This is a genomic window from Lentzea sp. NPDC102401 (assembly GCF_044765805.1).
GTDB classification, from domain to species: Bacteria; Actinomycetota; Actinomycetes; order Mycobacteriales; family Pseudonocardiaceae; genus Lentzea; species Lentzea sokolovensis.
Genome location: NZ_JBIWKS010000002.1, coordinates 1,015,459 through 1,032,978 on the forward strand (window position 1 = coordinate 1,015,459; position 17,520 = coordinate 1,032,978).

A 17,520-nucleotide genomic window follows, 5' to 3' on the forward strand; every position below is an offset into this window, starting at 1 on the left:
GTGTTCAACTCCTCATCGGCCAGATTCGAAGATCAGGTCACGCACCAGCTCACTCGCGCCCGCCGCGATGGTCCCCGCGATGGCGTCGCGGTGGAGACGGGCCGGCACGGAGTCGTCGAGGTATCCCCGTGCTCCGTGGTACTGCACGCAGACCTGCGCGGCCGTGACCGCCAGCTCAGTCGCGGTCAGCTTGAGCACGGCGGCGGCTTTGGTGTCGAGCCGTCCGGCGCAGTGCTCGTTCGCCAGGTGGTAGGCGTACGTCCGCACCAGTTCGAACTGGGCGTCCAGGTCGGCCAGGCGGTGCCGGACCGCCTGGTTGGCGCTCAACGCGGCGCCGCGCACCTGATGGGACCGGACGAACGACCGCAGCAGGTCGAGGCAGTGCCGGACGCCGCCGACCGCCAGGAGGCCCGCGACCAGCCGCTCGAAGTCCAGCGCCGGCATCAGGTACATCAGCGCCCGGTCGGGCTTGCCGATCACTCCGGCGGCGGGCACGTCGTCGAACGACACCCGGCACGCGTCCGCCGCACGCCAGCCGAGCGTCTCGTGCCGGTGCCGGGTGATACCGGGGGAGCGGCCGTCGACGACGAGCAGGCTCGCGCCGGACAACACCGGAGCGGTACCGCCGTCGCGGGTCCTGGCCAGCACGATGAGGTAGTCCGCGGCGGAACCGTTGGCCACGTACAGCTTCTCGCCGGTCAGCCGATAGGTGCCGCCGTCCGGTTTCGCCACTGTGGACAGTCGGGACAGGTCCGTGCCGGCGTTCTGCTCGGTGATGGCGAGCGCGGCGATCCTTCCGGGAGAGAGCCAGGTGGCCCGCTGCGACTCGGTGCCGTACATGTGCAGGTACGCGGGTGCCATGTAGGCGCTGACACCGATCGACGCACGGATGCCGGCGTAACCGGTGCCGCCCAGCTCGTCCAGGAAGACGGCGCTGCGCAGGAAGCCGGGACCGTTGTGCGGCAGGGAGAGCAGGCCGGACTCGGCCAGTGCGCGCCACCCGTCGGCCGACACGTGCCCCTGCTGCTCCCACTGGTCGGCACGGGGCAGCACGACCTCGTCCAGGACGGACCGGATCTCCTGGCGGAAGTCGTCGGTCATGACACCGGCCGCAGGGAGGACAGGAGTGCCTGGCGGTCCACTTTTCCGTGCGTGGACAGGGGAAGCGACTCGCGGATCTCGATCACGGCGGGAATCATGTACGGCGGCAACCGGTGCGCCAGGTGGTTCCGCACCGTCTCGCTCGTGCCGTCCGACACGACGAACGCCATGAGCACCCGTTCGCCGGTGCCGGTGACGTGCACGGTGACGAACGCCTGGCGGACGTCCGGGTGCCCGGCCAGGACGTGCCGGACCTCGCCGAGCTCGATCCGATGGCCGTTGATCTTGACCTGGTCGTCGTCGCGGCCCTGGAACACGAGTACGCCGTCGGTTTGGAAGTACACCAGGTCACCGGTGTGGTAGAGCCGTTCGGGAACGCCGTCGACCACGTAGTCCACGAAACGTCGCGCGGTCGCCTCCGGCATCCCGGCGTATCCCGGGGACAGGCCGGGGCCGGACAGGCACAGTTCGCCCGTCTCGCCGGGTTCGCACAGCCTGTCGTCGCGGACGACGTGCACCCGCGTGTTCTGGATCGGCCGTCCGATGGGCAGCGGCCTGTCCGCCGGCTGCGGCCCGGTCAACGGGTAGTAGGTGGCGAACGTGGTGCACTCGGTCGGGCCGTACACGCTGACGAGCCGTCCCGGGCCGTAGTGGGCCAGTGCTTTCTCGATGTGGGGCAGCGAATGTGCCTCACCGCCGGTCAGGATGGTGTCCACGCTGCTGAGAGCGTCGATGTCCTCGTCGACCATCGTGTTGAACAACGCCGTGGTCAGGAAGACCGTGCTGACCACGTGCCGCCGGACCACCCGGCCCAGTTCGGACAGCCGGACGAAACCGCCGGGGTAGAGCACGCAGGTGCCGCCGTTGAGCAGTGCGCCCCAGATCTCGAACGTGGCCGCGTCGAAGGTGACCGGGGCGAGCAACAGGGTGACGGTCCGCTCGTCGAGGCGGGCGTAGCGGGCGTCGTGGACCAGCCGGACGACCGACCTGTGCTGGATCGGCACTCCCTTGGGCCGCCCGGTCGATCCCGACGTGAAGTTGATGTACGCGATGTCCGCGGGAAGCACCGTGAGTGCCGGGTTCACGGCGCCGTCACCGTCCGATGAGGACGTTTCGACGACCTGGCACCGCGGTAGCCGCGCGGTGAGGACGTCCGGCTGGTCGGTGACCACCCGCGCGCAGCCGGCGATGTCGAACATCGTGTGCAGGCGCGCGTCCGGCCACGACGGGTCGAACGGCAGGTACACCGCGCCGCACTTGATGATCGCGAGCAGGGTGACGACGAGCTCGCAGGATCGCCGCACGCACACGCCGACCACCTCGCCGGGCTGAACTCCTCGGTGGAGAAGGTGCTCCGCCAGCCGGTTGGCGGAGGTGTTCAGCTGCGCGTAGGTCATCCGCCGCTCGCCGTGCACGAGCGCGGTCGCCGCACCGTTCTGCCTGACGCGGTGCTCGAACAGCTCCTTCACGCTGCTGTCCGACGGAAAGGGGACCGAAGTGTCCACATTGGCCAAAGCGTGTACCGCGCGCGCCCCGGGCCCGGCCGTGAGCCGCTTCATGCGCCTCCCTTGAGATCTGCTTCCTGCCTGCGGGTGCAACAGCGCCGAAGGACGAACCCGGGAAACGCGCCGCAGGCCGCGGGCACTACGCCTGTGGTGCGTCGACCTGCTGCCGGTTGCGGACGATGCTCTCCGCGATCTCCCGGATGCCGCTGTTGCCGAACAGGTCCTCAGGCGGGAGCGAGTCCTCGCCGAAGGTCTCCTCGGCCCTGGCGATCAGCTTCACGGCGGTCAGCGACGACCCTCCGGCCCGGAAGAAGTCGGAGTCGGCGTCCACGTTCAGCCCGAGGTCCTGACAGGCGGCCAGGACCCAGGCCTGAACGGTGTCGGTGCCGGTCTCGAATTCGGTGTCGTCGTTCGCCATCAGGCCGGCGCCCCTTCGCGGACGGGGAAGCGGTAACCGTTCACAGTGGACTCGACGAACTTGTTGTGGCCGAAGTGGTCCTGGCCGGAGGTCAGCACGTTGCCGAACCTGTCCAGGCTCGCCGCGCCGCCGAACTCGGCGAGCGAGTCCGAGTGCGGGTAGACCTGCACGGAGGTCGGCAGGTAGCGGCCGGCGAACCCGAGCCGCATCTGGTCGGTCTTGCCCGCGTGCGGATGCGAGGCGTGCATCAGCGTGGACCAGAAGATGATGAACTGACCCTGGCGCATCACCTGCGAGACGGCCTTGGCCTCGTCGGGAGACCAGTTGGGGTCCTTCTGCAGCTGCCGGTAGTCGTAGCCGAAGAACCCGCGCCGCACCCCGGACTTCTCCAAGTTGTTGACCAGATCGGGGTTGTAGTCCATGACCTTGGACTCGTCGTAGTTCATCGACCTGTGGGAGCCGGGGATGAACTGCAGGCATCCCATGTCCACCGACGCCTCGGTGAACGCCGTCCACACCGTGATGGTGCCGCCGAAGTCGGCGTCCTCCGGCCACACGATCTGGGGGTGCTTCGAGCCGGCCACGTTGGAGAAGTTGTCGGCCTGGTGCCAGTCCGTGCCCTCGTCACCGGGGTACTTGGGGAAGAACTCCGAGCGCCAGCACAGCGTGTCCGGGCCGAGGATGCTGGACACCCTGTCCACGATCTCCGGACGGGTGATGTGCTCGGCCAGGAAGTCGACGTCCAGGTGCCGGTCGTAGTTCGACAGGTTCGTCACGCCGGAGATGGTCTTGCCGCCGCCGTAGACGGCTTTTTTCGTGTTGATGAGTTTCGGTCGCAAGGCCTGCAGATTCGCGGCCATCTCCTCGGGCTCGTAGAGATCGAACGGCCCGATGTATCCGTTGGTGTGGAACTGCGTGAGTTCCGATTCGCTCAATGCGAACGCGTTGCCCTCGGATGTCATGATTACCCCTGCTTTTCGGAAATGTGCACGCCAAATTCGCACGGCGGGCGTGCCGTGCTGGGAGGTTGACAATTAAATGTAGAAAGCTCAACCGAGCCGACGGACAGGCTCGGCTTCGGTGACCTTGTCAATGTGAATCCGGTGCCGCGCGCTACGTTGTCAGCGCTTGCCGGCTCTCGCAGTCACACCGCTGTGACCTGGGAGTTTATGTGATCCATTTCGACTTAGCGACAACGTCCACCCCAATTTGGTCCCCAGTGCAATTCGCCCCTGGTGGCGCCCCCTGCGCGGTTGAAGCTGGAGCGACCGTAACCAAATCGCCGCTGGCATGTCAAGGTTTTGCCGGACTGGCGGTCTATTTGGTTCAGGCTTGCCCTCGGTGTGCTGTCAAGGTAATACTGACGGCGGTACTGGGGTCTATTCGTGTGGTTCATGCATGCACATGTGTGCGGAATGTGCGCATGGGTGTATGACCACCGGCGTACGTCCGTTAGGCGTACATCCACGGGTATACGTCCATGGGTGTATGCCACTGCGGGGGAGGGAGCCTTCGATGTTCGGGGGCGGGCTCGGCACGCCCGGAGAGTCGTCCGGGCAGCCACCCTTACGGGGTAGGACGCGGGAGCTGGAGTTCTTCGACCACCTGCTGGGGACTCTCGGCAGGAGTTCCGTTCGCGTGGTGGAACTGGCGGGTGAGCCCGGCATGGGCAAGACCCGTCTGCTGGCCGCGTGGCGGGAACGGGCGGAACGCGCCGGCGCGAGAGTGGCGCACGGTGAGGTCGTGGCCAAGCCGCTGATGACGGAGTTCGCGGTGTTCGTCGACGCCCTCGATGATCTGCTGGCCTCGTGCGGCGCGGATCTTTTGTCCGAAATGGACCCGCGTGCCGCATTGCGGCTGCCGGAGATCTTCCCGGCCCTGCACACGTCCGGTGCGGCCCGGGTACAGCCACAGGAACGGCATTACTGGGCCAGTCAGGGGATTCGCGCGCTGCTCGGCAAGCTGAGCGAGGACGAACCGCTCGTGCTGCTGCTGGACGACGTGCACAACGCGCACCAGAGCTCCATCGAGATGATCCTCAACCTGGTGCGCCGCCCGCCGGCCGCACCGGTGCTGCTCGTGCTGACCCATCGGCCGCGGCAGACGCCGGTGGACCTGCTCAGTGCGCTGGGCACGGCGGCCGAGACCGGCGTGGTGCGGCGGATCGAGCTCGGGCCGCTGGACGAGGCCGACGCGGTGCGGCTGCTCCCCGTCACCACGAGGCCGGGTCGTCGCAGGGTGCTGTACCGGCTCAGCGGTGGGCAACCCGGTCTGCTCAACGCGTTGGCCGCCGGGCCGCACGACGACACGGCGATCGTCGACGACGTGCCGTCGCCCCATCCGGTCGCGGCGGCGGTGGGCATGGACCTGCGGGCGCTCGGGCCGGCGGGACGGCTGTTCGCCCAGGCCGCCGCCGTCGTCGGCGACGCGTTCGACCCGGCGCTCGTGGCCGAGGTCGCGGAGCTCGAACACGACAGCGCGCTGGCGGGCCTGGACGAGCTGATCGCACAGGACCTGGTGCGCACCAGGAACAATCGGCTCTGCTTCCGCGACGGTGTGGTCCGTTCGATCTGCTACCACCACTCGGGTGGCGGATGGCGGATCGGCGCGCACGCCCGAGCGTACGAGGCGCTGTGGAAGCGCGGTGCACCGCTCGCCGACCAGGCACATCATCTGGAGAGAGCCGGAAACTCGGAGACCGGGCGGGACGCGGAGACGCTTCTGGCCGCGGCCAGAAGCACCGGTGACCGCATGCCCGGCACGGTGTCGCGCTGGCTGCGGCGGTTGCTGGAGCAGCATGATCTGGTGCGCGGGGAGGTGATCACCCGGCTCGCGAGGGCGACCGCGTTGTCCGGACGGCTCGCCGCCAGCCTTCCCGACCACCAGCTGGCGTGGAAGCACCACGCCGAGCTGGATCCGGCGACGCTCGCCGGCCTGGCGGAGTCGCACGTCAGGGTGTTGCGCCTGCTCGGCAGGTTCGACGATGCGACGGAACTGATGCGCACCGCGGCCAGGCAGGTCGATCTGCCCCTCGCTCTCGCCGAGATCGCGCTGGACAGCGGCGGTGACGTGGCCGGTCTGCTGGCACCGGTGGGAGCGCTGGCCGAAGGCGATCCTCGTGCGTCGGCTGTGCACAGCGCGATGCTGGCCACGCTCGGACGTGGCACGGAGGCGGTGGCGGTGGCCGACCGCACCGCCGAGGCGTTCGAGGAGCCTGGCGGGGACGTCGCTTCGACGTGCGAGGTTCTCGACTGGCTGGGCTGGGCCAACATCTGGTCCGGACGCAGTGCGGAGGCGCTGTGCCAGTTCACGCGCGGGCTGGTGCTCGCCGAGCGGTACCAGCAGACCCACGTTCTCGGCAGACTCCACCTCGGGCTGGCCACCGCGTACCTGCGGGACGGCGCGCTGGGGCTGGCGGTGGACCATGCCGCGGACGCGAGCGCGCTGGCGTCCGCGACCGGGTCGGCCGCGCTGGAGGTTCGGGCGAAGCGGCTGTGCGCCGAGATCGGGCATGTGATCACGAGCGGTGGCACGGCGTTGTCGGGTTCGCTGTGGGCGGTGCTGGCCGGGCTGAGTGCGACGGCGGGCAGGAGCGAGAACGCGCGGTTCTGGCACGCGCTGGAGGACGAGCTGTCCTCCAGGCGAGGCCCGGCCGATCAGCTGGGGCTGATGCTGCTGGCCACGGCGTGCCTGGAGTGGGCGACCGACCAGAACCGGGCGCGGCAGATGCTTCGGGTCGCCGTGGTCGTGTTGTCCGCACCTTCGCACCGGATGTTGCTCGCCGTGCTCCGGCTGGAGGGCGCGCCCGCGCGAGATGCCGGGGAAACCGAGGCCGAGGATCTCGAGAAAGTCGTCGTGGCGCGGCTGAGCCTGTTGAGCGTGCGGGAGAACCAGGTGGCGGAACTCGTGGCGCGCGGACGGACCAACCAGCAAATCGCTCGGGCGCTGACGTTGAGCCACAAGACGGTGGAGACCTATTTGCGCCGGATCTTCGACAAGCTGGAGGTCTCGTCCCGATCTGAGGTAGCGGCCATGACCGGCACAATGCGTCGAATCGCGTAGCTTCTCGTCCGGTTGATGAACGCCGGCGTTCATCAACCGGACGAGAACAACGGCACAGGTGCCGTTCTCCGGACGCGGAAACAATCTTCGACGCTCAGGCCTGCTCGGCCGGGTCGAGGACGACCCGTGTGCCGGCGCCGTCGAGCGCCCGGCTCACCGGCGACTCCGCTCTGCCGTCGGAGATCACCACCGTCCGCACGCCGCCCCGCAGGGCCTCACGTGCTCCGATCAGCTTCACCGACATGCCACCGGTCACGGCGGACGCGCTGGCCTCGGTGAGGGTGTGGGCGTTCATCAGCGACGAGGGGTCGGCCGGATCGCTGAGCAGACCCGGAGCGGCGGTGAGGAACACCAGCGTGTCCGCCTTGAGCTCGGCGGCCACGGCGGCGGCCACCCGGTCGGCGTTGACGTTGACCGGCCGGCCGTCCCCGGCGATCGCCGGCGGCGAGATGACCGGGGTGAACCCGTTGTCCAGCAACAGTTCCAGCAACGATCCGGCCACGGACGTGATCCGTCCACTGTGGTCGTCGCGAACCAGGACGCGCTTGCCGTCCACCACTGCCCTGATCGCGGCACGGCGTTCGGCCCGCAGGAGTCCGGCGTCCAGACCGGACAGTCCGATCGCGCGGACGCCACCGTCGCCCAACGCGCCCAGCACGGCCGGGCGGACCTGGCCGAGCAGCGCCAGTTGCAGCACCTCGAGGGTGGCCGCGTCGGTGTGGCGGGTGGTGACGCCGCTCGCGGACGTGAGATGACGTTGTGGCACGCCGAGCCGGTCCGCCAGGGAGTCGACGGTCGCCGAGCCGCCGTGCACGAGCACGACCCGGCGGCCACCGTGGACCAGGGCCGCCACGTCCGCGCAGATCCCGGTGGGGTCTATCCCGGCCGCGCCGCCGACCTTGACCACCAGCACGCCGTCCATGCCTCTCCTGCCTGTGTTCGGGGCCGTGGCCCTGGAGCCTGTTCCTGGGATCCGTGTTCGCGAACGAGATCCAGGAAACAGGCCCTAGACCGGGTGCAGCCCGATGAAGTCCAGGCCGGCTCGCTCCGGCCAGCCCATCCGGATGTTCAAGCACTGCACGGCGTTGCCCGCGCCGCCCTTGCCGAGGTTGTCCAGCGCCGCCACGGCCAGCACGCGGTCACCGTCCACGGCGAACCCGATGTCGCAGAAGTTGGTGCCCGCCAGGATCTTCGGTTCGGGCAGCCGGTAGAGCCCCCGGCGCTGCGCCACGATCCGCACGAACGGTTCGTCCTGATAGGCGGCCCGGTACGCACGGCGCAGGTCGTTCTCGGTGACACCGCGCGCCGTGGCGTGGCACAGGACCTGGGCCCCGCGCACGGCCTCGACACCGGTCGCGGTCATGCGCACCCGCAGGCCGGTCTCCTGGGCGACCTCGGCCTCGTGCCGGTGGCGGACCGGCGCGAAGACCCGCATCGCGCCGCTGCGCTCGGAATGCAGGTTCATGCCGGTCGCGGTCGCGCCGGAACCGCTGGAGCCGATCTTGGCGTCGATGGTGACGTCCGGGTCGATCAGGCCGGCCAGCGGTGCCAGTGCCAGGGTCGCGGCGTTGGCCATGCATCCCGGCACGCTGATCCGGGACGCCGTCCGCAGCGCGTCCCGGTGTCGTTCCGGCAGTCCGGGGGTGAACCCGGCCAGCAGTTCCGCGGCCGGGTGCGCGGAGTCGTAGTACGTCTCGTAGACCGCGGGGTCCCTGAGCCGGAAGTCCGCGGTGAGGTCGACGACCAGCGGTGCGGCCGAACCGATGCGCTGCACCAGTTCGGCGGCTTTGCCGTGCGACACGGCGACGAACAGCACGTCGTGGGAGCCGAGGTCGTCCGGGTGCGTGAACGTGAGAGAGGTGTGGCCACGCAGGTTGGGGTGCGCGCTGTCGGCCCGCTTGCCCTGCTGGCTCGTGGAGTACACCCGCGTGACCTCGACCTCGGGGTGACCGGTGAGCAGCCGGAGCAGCTCACCGCCGATGTACCCGGCCGCGCCGACGATTCCGGCGGAGATCGAGGCCACCTACTCGCCCCAGTCCTCGTCCATCTCGGGGGCCAGTGCCAGCACCAGCGGCTCGGCGGTGACCACCTCCAGCTCGCTCATGCAGTCAGGGCACTCCACGATCTCGTTCTGCGTCAGCGAGTTCGTGATCTCGATCGCGCCTTCACACTCGGGGCACGCCGTCGCGGTGGTCATGGCTTCTCCTCTGGTGTCCAGCCGAGCATGTGGTCCGGGCACAGTCCGAAGTAGTCCGGAGAGTCCCCTACAGCAGGTCCTTCGCCGCCGCGACGACGGCGTCCGGGCTCACCCCCGCCGCGGTCAGCAGTTCCAGCTCGTCGCCGACCAGGTCGAAGAACGAGATCGGGACGCCGATCCGCCGCACCCGGCACGGCACGGTCTCGGCGAGCACCTCGCAGACCGCGCTGCTCATCCCGCCTTCCAGCACGTGGTCCTCGACCGTGACGATGCCGCCGGTCTGCTCGGCCGCCGCGACGATCGCGGCCCGGTCGATGGGCTTGACGGTGTGCATGTCCAGCACCCGCGCGCGGATCCCCGCCGCGGCGAGCACGTCGTGCGCCTGCAGGGCCATCACGACCGGGTAGGGCCCGGTGGCGATGATCGTCACGTCGTCGCCGTCGCGCAGCCGGGCGGCCTCGCCGAGGACGAAGCCGGCGGACGACTCGTGCACCAGCGGAGTGGCGGCCCGGCCGAGCCGCAGGAACAGCGGACCGGGGAGGTCCGCGGTGGCCCGCACCGCCGCCTCGGTCTCCACCGAGTCGGCCGGCACGACGACGGTCATGTTGGGCATGGTGCGGGCGATGGCGATGTCCTCCAGCGCGTGGTGCGTGGGCCCGTAGTGCCCGGCGGAGAACCCGGCGTGCGTGACCACGATCCGCACCGGCAGGTTGTTGCCCGCGATGTCGACCTTCATCTGCTCGCACGCGCGGCACGTGGCGAACGTGCTGATGGTGTTGGCGTACGGGAGAAAGCCCGCGGAGGCCAGTCCCGCGCTGACGCCCATCATGTTCGCCTCGGCGATGCCGACGTTGGTGTACCGCTCGGGGAACTGTTCGCCGAAACCCGTTTCCAGGCCGCCCATGTCGGAGTCCACGCAGAACACCCGCCGGTCCCGCTCGGCCAGCTCGCCGAGGACCCGGCGGTAGACCTCGCGGGTGGGCACCAGGACGCCCGGTGCGGTCTCGACGCTCATGACGTCCTCCTCGCCCTCGCCCGCAGGCCCGCCTGTGCCCTGGTGAGCAGGGCGGGCGTCAACGTGACGTGGTGGCTCTTCTTCTTGTCCTCGAACAGCGGCACGCCTTTTCCTTTGACCGTCCTCGCGATGACCGCCGTGGGCCGGCCCGGCTCCAGCGACGTGAAGAGCTCGCGAAGCGCGTCCAGGTCGTGGCCGTCGACCTCGGCGGTGGCCCAGCCGAAGCTGCGCCACCGGTCGGCCAGCGGCTCCAGTCCCAGCTCCTCGGTGCGGCCGGTGATCTGCCAGCCGTTGCGGTCCACGACGGCCACCAGGTTGTCCAGGCCCGCCGCGGGGGCGAACTGGGCCGCCTCCCACACCGAGCCCTCCTGCAGTTCGCCGTCGCCCATCAGGACGAACGTCCGGTACGCGTGGCCCAGACGTCGGGCGGCCAGTGCGACTCCCGCGCCGAGGGACAGCCCGTGCCCCAGTGAGCCGCTGGGGAACTCGACTCCCGGGAGGCGGCGCAACGGGTGGCCCGCGAGCCGGCCGCCGGTGGCCGCGTAAGTGTCCACTTCGGACTCCGGGATGAACCCGGCTGAGGCCAGCACGGCGTAGAGGGCCGCGCTCGCGTGGCCCTTGCTGAGGATGAACCTGTCGCGCAACGGCCAGTCGGGCTCGTCCGGCCGCACGTTCAGGATTTCGTCGTACAGCACGGTGAGCACGTCGACGCAGGACAGGCTGCCACCGATGTGCGTACCGGACGGCGAGGATCCCATCCGCAGGATCTGCTCGCGGTTGTGCAGTGCCCTGGCGGCAAGTGAGGTGCTCATACGGCCACCTTCGCCGGGTGGTCCAGGCTGCGGGCGATCGGGATCAGGGTGTCCAGGTTGTCCCACACCTTGCGGATCGCCTCGGCGCACCGCAGCAGCACCGGGCCGCTGTGCGGGTTGAGGTGCCAGCGTTGCAGCGTCAGTGACGACTCGATGACCGCCGTGGTCTGCGGGTACGAGTCCTGGCGGTCGGCGTCACCACCCAGCTTCCACGGGTACCCGCCGAACCCGGCACGGGTCCGGAAGGCTTCCTGCATCGGCAGCGGAACCAGCTGGTACGGCTGGACCGGGACGCCTTCGGCGCGCAGTGCCCGGTGCACGATCGACCGCAACGCGCCGGGGTGGACGTCCGGGTGTCCCATGGCCGTGGGATCGAAGCGGAACCGCAGGATGTGCCAGGCGTGGGTCCGGTCAGGGGGCACCACTGGTAACACCAGGCCTGGCAGTCCGGCCAGTGCGGCCAGCATGGTCTCGATGTTGTGCTTCCTGGCCGCGTCGTACTCCGGCAGCCTGGTGAGCTGAGCGCGGGCGAACGCCGCCTGGATCGCACTGAGCTTGGCGTTTCCGGCCAGCACTCGGGAAACGTAGTCCCGATCCCGGCCCCCGCGCAGGTCCTCGCCGAACTGCCGGTGCAGCACGACCTTCCGGTGCAGCTCGGGGTCGGCCGTCGTGATCAGGCCGCCTTCGCCGCACGTGGGCAGGTTCTTCACCACGTTGAGGCTGAACGTGGCGATGTCACCGAGCGTGCCCGTGCGCCTGCCCTGGTAGGTGGCCCCGTGCGACTGGGCGGCGTCCTCGATCAGCAGCAGGTCGTGCCGATCGGCCAGCGCCCGCAACTCGGCCATGTCCGCGGGCAGACCGTGCAGGTGCACCACGAGGACCGCGCGGGTCCGTGACGTGATCGCCGCCGCCGCAGCCTCGGGTGACATGTTGTAGGTGACCGGATCGATGTCGACGAACACGGGCACGAGCATCCGTTGCACGGCACCCACCGCACTGGCGATGAAGCTCAGCGCGGGCACCAGGATCTCCGCACCCGGCTCGATCCCGGCCGCGGCGATGGCCAGTTCGATGGCCGCGGTGCCGTTGACCACCGCGGCGCAGTGCGGGGCACCGACGAACTCGGCCCATTCCGCCTCCAGCGCGGCCACCTCGCCGCCGCCGGTGCTGTTGGACGTGAACTGCCCGCTGTCCAGCACGCGCCGGGTGGCCTCGTGCTCGGCGTCGGTGATCACCGGCCACCGGATCTGCTCGGGTGGGACGCTGCCCTTCCCGATCACCCTGGTGCCACCGAACATCGCCAGCTTGTCGCTCATGCCGCACCGATGCCGAGCTTGCGGGTCGCGAAGTCCACGTAGGCCCCGACCAGGTCCACCGACAGCACCTCGAGAGCGCCGTGGAACTCCGGCGTGTGGTTGACCTCGTTGACCAGGTAGCCGCCGTCGGGGGACTCCATCACGTCGATGCCGAGGATGCCGTCACCCACCACGTCGGCGGTCGCGCGCAGGAGCTTGGTGAGTTCCTCGTCCGGGTCGCAGCGCGCCGTCGTCCCGCCCCTCGCGGTGTTCGTGCGCCACTCGTCGGAGATCTTGTAGATCACGCCGATGATCTCGCCACCCATCACGTAGGCCTTGATGTCGCGGCCGGGCTTGTCGACGTACTCCTGCACGTACACGACCTGGTACTGCGGGCTGGGCAGCGCGCGGCGGTGTTCGAGCATGATCTCCGCGGAGTTGCGGTCGGTGGGCCTCGCGGCCAGATGGCCCCACGACCCGTTCACCGGCTTGGACACCAGGGGGAACCCGAAGTTCTCCAGGTGCTCCAGCGCGTGCTCCGGCGAGAGGCTCACGGCCGCCCTCGGCACCGGCAGACCGGCGGCGTGCAGAGCGAGGGTGGTGAGCAGCTTGTCACCGCACAGCGCGATGACGTCGGCGCTGTTGACCACGGTCAGGCCCGCGTGCTCCAGCAGCCGGGCCGCGTACATGTTGCGGGTGTGCGAGATCTCGCGGCTGATGACGCCCGCGTACCGCGGCTTGGGTGCTTGCAGCTCGAACAGCGCCCGGCGGGGGTCGATCACCTCCACCGGCACCCCGCGCCTGGCGAGCTCGGCGAGGATGAGTTTCTCCTCGAGGCGGACACGCGATGCCAGAACGGCGACAGGCAGATCCATCAAGTCATCCCCGGGGTCGGCTCGGTGACATCAGTTCGGTGGCGAGCCGGTCGACGGCGTCGGTCAGGATCGCCACCGCCAGCAGGTACTCGGGCAGGTCGATGTGTTCGGTGGGGGTGTGGTCCTGGTGCGGATCGCCGGGGCCGTAGGTGGCGATCGGCACCTTCCACGCCGGGCCCAGGACGTTCATGTCGGAGGTGCCGAGCTTCACCTTGAACTCGGCGTTCCCGGTGTGCGCCCGGACCGCGCCGGCCAGGGCGCGGGCCACCGGATCGGCACGGGAACTGCGGATCGCCGGCGTCACCTCGAGCACCGTGAGCTCCGCGTCCCCGGCGAGACCGCGCACCTCGGCCAGGAAGGCGTCGGTGTCGAAGTGCAGCGGTGTCCGGCAGGAGATGACGAGCTCGGCCCGGACGAGATCGGCCGTCATGCTGACCAGGGTGGGGGACAACCGGTCGAAGACCCGGCCTCCGTCCACCGCGTACCGCGAACGCAGCGACTCCCAGAAGGCCGCGGCGACCTCGGCCGCGTTGGGTTCCGGCGTGCTGGTGTGCGCCTGTGGCCGGTGCATGGTGCACGTGAAGCGCAGGACACCCTTGTAGCCCACGACAACCGTGCCCACGCCACTCGGTTCGCCGATCACCACGGCGTCCGCGCGCTGGGTGGCCACGACGTGGTGTGCGCCGATGGAGTCGCGTTCCTCGTCCACCGCACCGACGACGACGATCCGTGCGCCCGCCGCCCTCGCCTGCACGGCGGCGACGATCATCGTCGCGAGCGGGCCCTTCGCGTCCACGGAACCACGGCCGTGCAGGCGGTCGCCGTCGAGCCGGACCGGTGGCCCGCCGGGAACCGTGTCCAGGTGACCGAGCAGCATGATCGTGGGGCCGTCGGTCTCGCCGATCACGCCGATGGCGTTGCCGACTTCGTCGACGTGCGCCTCGAAACCCAGCTCGGTCATGGCGCCGACGACGAACTCGGCCACGGCGCGCTCGTCGCCGGACACCGAAGGGATGGCGACCATCCGGTGCAGCAGGTCGATCGCCTCGCGGTGGGACACCGTGCGTCCCGTCGCGGCGGGGGAGGTGCGTGTCATCAGCCGCGCCCGTCCTCGGTCTGCTCGGCGAGTTCCTCGATGGTGTGCCTGCCCAGCAGGACCTGGAGCGGGAGCTCCAGGCCGACCTCACGGGTGCGCTGCAACACGTTCACCGCGCGCAGCGAGTCGCCCCCGAGCTCGTAGAAGTCGTCCCGGACGCCGACGTTCGACACACCCAGCACCTCGGCCCACAGCTTCACCAGCAGCGTCTCCACGGGTGTCCTCGGTGGCACGCGGGCCGACTCCTCCAGGTCCGCCGCCGGCAGGGGCAGCGCGGCCCGGTCGATCTTTCCGTTGGCGGTCACCGGGAACTCCGGCATGGTCACGAACTGGCCGGGCACCATGGCGGCGGGCAGCCGGTCGGCGAGATGGCGCCGGAGCTCGTCCAGCGCCACGTCGCCGTCCGCCACGAGATAGCCGATGACGCGCGGGTTGCCCTGGCTGTCCGGCCGGACGACCACGACCGCGTCGGTGACCGCGGGGTGCGAGCGCATGGTGGTCGCGATCTCCGCCGGTTCGACGCGCTGGCCGCGGATCTTGACCTGGTGGTCGGTGCGGCCGAGGAAGGTCAGCTGGCCCTGGGGGTTCCAGTACGCGCGATCGCCGGTCTTGTAGACGCGCGTGCCGTTCTCGTGCGGGAGGAAGGCGGCCGCGGTCGCCCCCGGTTGACCGATGTAGGCACGCGCGTTCTGCACGCCCGCGAGGTACAGCTCACCGGGAACGCCAACGGGCACAGGCTGTCCGTGCGCGTCGAGCAGCAGCAGCTGAACGCCGGGCAGCGGGTCGCCGATCGGGATCCGGTGGCCGGTCATCGACGGCTCGACCTTGCAGTGCGTCACCTCGACCGCGGCTTCGGCAGGTCCGTACATGTTGTGCAGCTCGACGCCGGGGAACGCGGCGAAGAAGTCCGCGGCCAGCTTGGCCGACACCTCCTCGCCGCTGCACTGCACCCGCCTCAGCCGCGGCACGTCGGCGCTCGTGACGCCGGAGTCGATGAACAGGCGCAGCATGGAAGGCACGAAGTGCGTGTGGGTGACGCCGTGGCGGACGAAGAACTCCTTGAGGTACAAGGGATCACGATGACCGCCCGGTGCGGCGAACACCGCCCTGGCACCCGCGAGCAACGGGCCGAGGAGCTCGGGCACGGCCACGTCGAACCCGATCGGCGTCTTCTGCGCGACGACGTCCTGAGCGCCGAGCGGCATCCTCGCCGCCACCGCGCGCAACCGGTTGGCCAGGCCGTCGACCGTGTTGACGGCCCCCTTGGGCACGCCGGTCGAACCGGACGTGAACACCACGTACGACCCGCTGCCGCCCGGAACCTCCGCTGGTGCCAACGGGTTTCCGGTCGCCTCGCCGATGTCGGCGACACGTGCGCCGCCGGTCACCCGCGCACGTGTCGTGGCCGAGGTGAGCACGATGCCCGGCCGGCCGGCGGACAACACGGCCGCGAGCCTTCCGTCGGGGTAGTCGGGATCCAGCGGCAGGTGCGCCCCGCCCGCCTTCAGCACGCCCAGCACGGCCACAGCCAGGTCCACACCGCGTTCCAGGCACACGCCGACGCAGTCGCCCACCCGGACACCGTTGGCCCGCAACCACGACGCCACGCCCGAAGCGCGGGCGTCCAGTTCGCGGTACGTCAGTGAATCGCCGGTGGCATCCGCGACGACCGCCACCGCGTCCGGTGTGCGTTCGACGGCCTGCACGAACGACCCGGCGAGCGAGGTCAGCGGTTCGGCGAGCTCTGTCGATCCGGTCATCGCCACGACCTGGTCCCGCTCGGCCGCGGACAGCACCGGGGTGGTCCACAGTGGAGAGTCGAGGTGATCGGCGAACTCGGTCAGCACGGTCACGAAGGCGTCCAGCACGCGCTGCGCGGAAGCCTGTTCGAACAGACCGGTGGAAAACGCCAGCTCGGCGGCGAGACCGCCGTCGGCGGGCGCGAGGTACAGACCGAGGTCGAACTGCGCCCCTCCGCTGGGCACGCCGACCTGCTCCACCTGCACGCCTGGGAGACCGAGGCTGCCGCTCGGGGTGTTCTGCAGGGCCAGCATGGTCTGCGGGATCTTCACGCCGTCGCCCAGCGCCTGCTTGATCCACTCGAACGGCACGTCCTGGTTGGCCAGCGCGGCCAGGCAGACCGCACGGCACCGGGCCAGCGTCTGCCGGAGCGTCTCGTGCGGGTCGAGCCGCACGCGCAACGGCAGGGTGTTGACGAAGAATCCGACCACACCGTCGAGCTCGTCGCTGGGCCGGCCGGCGACCGGGGTGCCGATGACGAGGTCGTGCTGACCGCTCCACCGCGACAGCACCACCGACCACGCGGTCACGAACACCATGAACTCGGTGGCGTTCTCGGTCTGCGCCGCCGTGGCGAGCCGCTTCACCAGAACGTCCGGCAGGACCGTGCGGACCACGTCACCCCGGTAGCCCGTGGCCGCCGTACGGGGGTGGTCGGTCACCAGGTCGAGCGCGGTCGCCCCGGACAGGGTGGTCCGCCAGAACTCGCGCTGCCCGGCGATCTCGTCGCCGGCCAGGAAATCCCGTTGCCACAGCGCGAAATCCGCGTACTGCATCTCGGGCTCCGGCCACTGCGGCGGTGTCCCGCCCACCAGCGACGTGTACGCGGCACCGAGCTCCGCCACGAGGATGCCCAGCGACCAGCCGTCGACCACGATGTGGTGCACGCACAACACGAGCACCCACTGCGCTTCGCCGGCGTCGGTGACCCGCAACAGTCGCGCCCGCAGCAGTGGGGGAGAGGACAGGGTGAACGGCTCCTCGACGACGGCGCGGATCGCGTCGCCGAGCTCGGTTTCCACTGTGTCGCCGGTGGTGAACGGGACGGTCAGCGCGGAGATCGCGACCTGCGTGACCGCACCGCCTTCCCCGATCTCGACACCGGTGCGCAGCGCCTCGTGCCGGTCGACGAGCAGTTGCAACGCCTGCCGCAGGCAGTCCGCGTCCAGGTCGCCCGTCAGCCGCAGCGCGCCGCTGACGTGGTAGGCGCTGCCCGCGCCCATCTCGTGCAGCATCCACAGCCGTTCCTGGCCGAAGGACGCCGGGAAGACGTACGTGTCGGTCACCGGGTCCTCACCTCCCATTCCTGATCTGCAGACGTTGCCGGTCGCGCGGTGCCCGGGA

14 protein-coding genes are annotated in these 17,520 nt (G+C 70.0%); 1 reads left to right on the forward strand and 13 read right to left on the reverse strand.

What is annotated here, in order from left to right; translation table 11 throughout:
• Positions 1-12: 12 nt before the first annotated feature.
• The 4 genes from ACIRG5_RS10215 to ACIRG5_RS10230 all read right to left on the reverse strand — a co-directional run bounded on the left by ACIRG5_RS10215 (position 13) and on the right by ACIRG5_RS10230 (position 3,986).
• A complete protein-coding gene (locus tag ACIRG5_RS10215; protein ID WP_402902910.1) occupies positions 13-1,101 on the reverse strand; it encodes an acyl-CoA dehydrogenase family protein in 1,089 nt (362 codons plus the stop codon).
• Positions 1,098-2,570: an amino acid adenylation domain-containing protein gene (locus ACIRG5_RS10220; RefSeq protein ID WP_402902913.1), complete on the reverse strand. Its 1,473-nt coding sequence runs from the start codon at positions 2,568-2,570 to the stop codon at positions 1,098-1,100. The genes ACIRG5_RS10215 and ACIRG5_RS10220 overlap by 4 nt, the downstream gene beginning before the upstream one ends.
• Before the next feature lie 175 nt (positions 2,571-2,745).
• Entirely contained in the window at positions 2,746-3,024 is a 279-nt protein-coding gene (locus ACIRG5_RS10225) for an acyl carrier protein (protein WP_402902916.1), read from the reverse strand.
• On the reverse strand, positions 3,024-3,986 hold the full coding sequence (locus ACIRG5_RS10230) for a chlorinating enzyme (RefSeq protein ID WP_402902918.1): 963 nt from the start codon (positions 3,984-3,986) through the stop codon (positions 3,024-3,026). Before ACIRG5_RS10230 ends, ACIRG5_RS10225 begins: the two co-directional genes overlap by 1 nt.
• A 553-nt stretch (positions 3,987-4,539) precedes the next feature.
• On the opposite strand from ACIRG5_RS10230, the gene ACIRG5_RS10235 reads away from it, so the two are divergent.
• The gene (locus ACIRG5_RS10235) at positions 4,540-7,086 is read left to right on the forward strand and encodes an ATP-binding protein (RefSeq protein ID WP_402902921.1); all 2,547 of its coding nucleotides are present in this window, start codon (positions 4,540-4,542) and stop codon (positions 7,084-7,086) included.
• A 94-nt stretch (positions 7,087-7,180) separates the two neighbouring features.
• On the opposite strand, the gene ACIRG5_RS10240 is transcribed toward ACIRG5_RS10235, so the two are convergent.
• From ACIRG5_RS10240 to ACIRG5_RS10280, 9 genes are all read right to left on the reverse strand, one after another.
• Complete coding sequence (locus tag ACIRG5_RS10240; protein WP_402902923.1) at positions 7,181-8,008, reverse strand: [LysW]-aminoadipate kinase; 828 nt, start codon at positions 8,006-8,008, stop codon at positions 7,181-7,183.
• 84 nt (positions 8,009-8,092) lie between these two features.
• Complete coding sequence (argC, locus tag ACIRG5_RS10245; RefSeq protein WP_402902926.1) at positions 8,093-9,109, reverse strand: N-acetyl-gamma-glutamyl-phosphate reductase; 1,017 nt, start codon at positions 9,107-9,109, stop codon at positions 8,093-8,095.
• Positions 9,110-9,283 carry a lysine biosynthesis protein LysW gene (lysW, locus tag ACIRG5_RS10250; protein ID WP_360033666.1) on the reverse strand — a complete coding sequence of 58 codons (174 nt, stop codon included), beginning with the start codon at positions 9,281-9,283 and terminating at the stop codon, positions 9,110-9,112.
• 67 nt (positions 9,284-9,350) lie between these two features.
• Positions 9,351-10,298 (reverse strand): transketolase family protein, encoded by a 948-nt coding sequence (locus ACIRG5_RS10255; protein WP_402902929.1) that lies wholly within the window; start codon positions 10,296-10,298, stop codon positions 9,351-9,353.
• A complete protein-coding gene (locus ACIRG5_RS10260) occupies positions 10,295-11,110 on the reverse strand; it encodes a transketolase (protein ID WP_402902932.1) in 816 nt (271 codons plus the stop codon). The genes ACIRG5_RS10255 and ACIRG5_RS10260 overlap by 4 nt, the downstream gene beginning before the upstream one ends.
• Positions 11,107-12,426 (reverse strand): DegT/DnrJ/EryC1/StrS family aminotransferase, encoded by a 1,320-nt coding sequence (locus ACIRG5_RS10265; RefSeq protein WP_402902934.1) that lies wholly within the window; start codon positions 12,424-12,426, stop codon positions 11,107-11,109. The genes ACIRG5_RS10260 and ACIRG5_RS10265 overlap by 4 nt, the downstream gene beginning before the upstream one ends.
• Complete coding sequence (gene lysX, locus ACIRG5_RS10270) at positions 12,423-13,280, reverse strand: lysine biosynthesis protein LysX (protein WP_402902936.1); 858 nt, start codon at positions 13,278-13,280, stop codon at positions 12,423-12,425. The genes ACIRG5_RS10265 and lysX overlap by 4 nt, the downstream gene beginning before the upstream one ends.
• Positions 13,281-13,284: 4 nt before the next feature.
• The gene (locus ACIRG5_RS10275) at positions 13,285-14,376 is read right to left on the reverse strand and encodes a [LysW]-lysine hydrolase (protein ID WP_402902939.1); all 1,092 of its coding nucleotides are present in this window, start codon (positions 14,374-14,376) and stop codon (positions 13,285-13,287) included.
• Complete coding sequence (locus ACIRG5_RS10280; protein WP_402902941.1) at positions 14,376-17,462, reverse strand: amino acid adenylation domain-containing protein; 3,087 nt, start codon at positions 17,460-17,462, stop codon at positions 14,376-14,378. Before ACIRG5_RS10280 ends, ACIRG5_RS10275 begins: the two co-directional genes overlap by 1 nt.
• Positions 17,463-17,520: the final 58 nt, after the last annotated feature.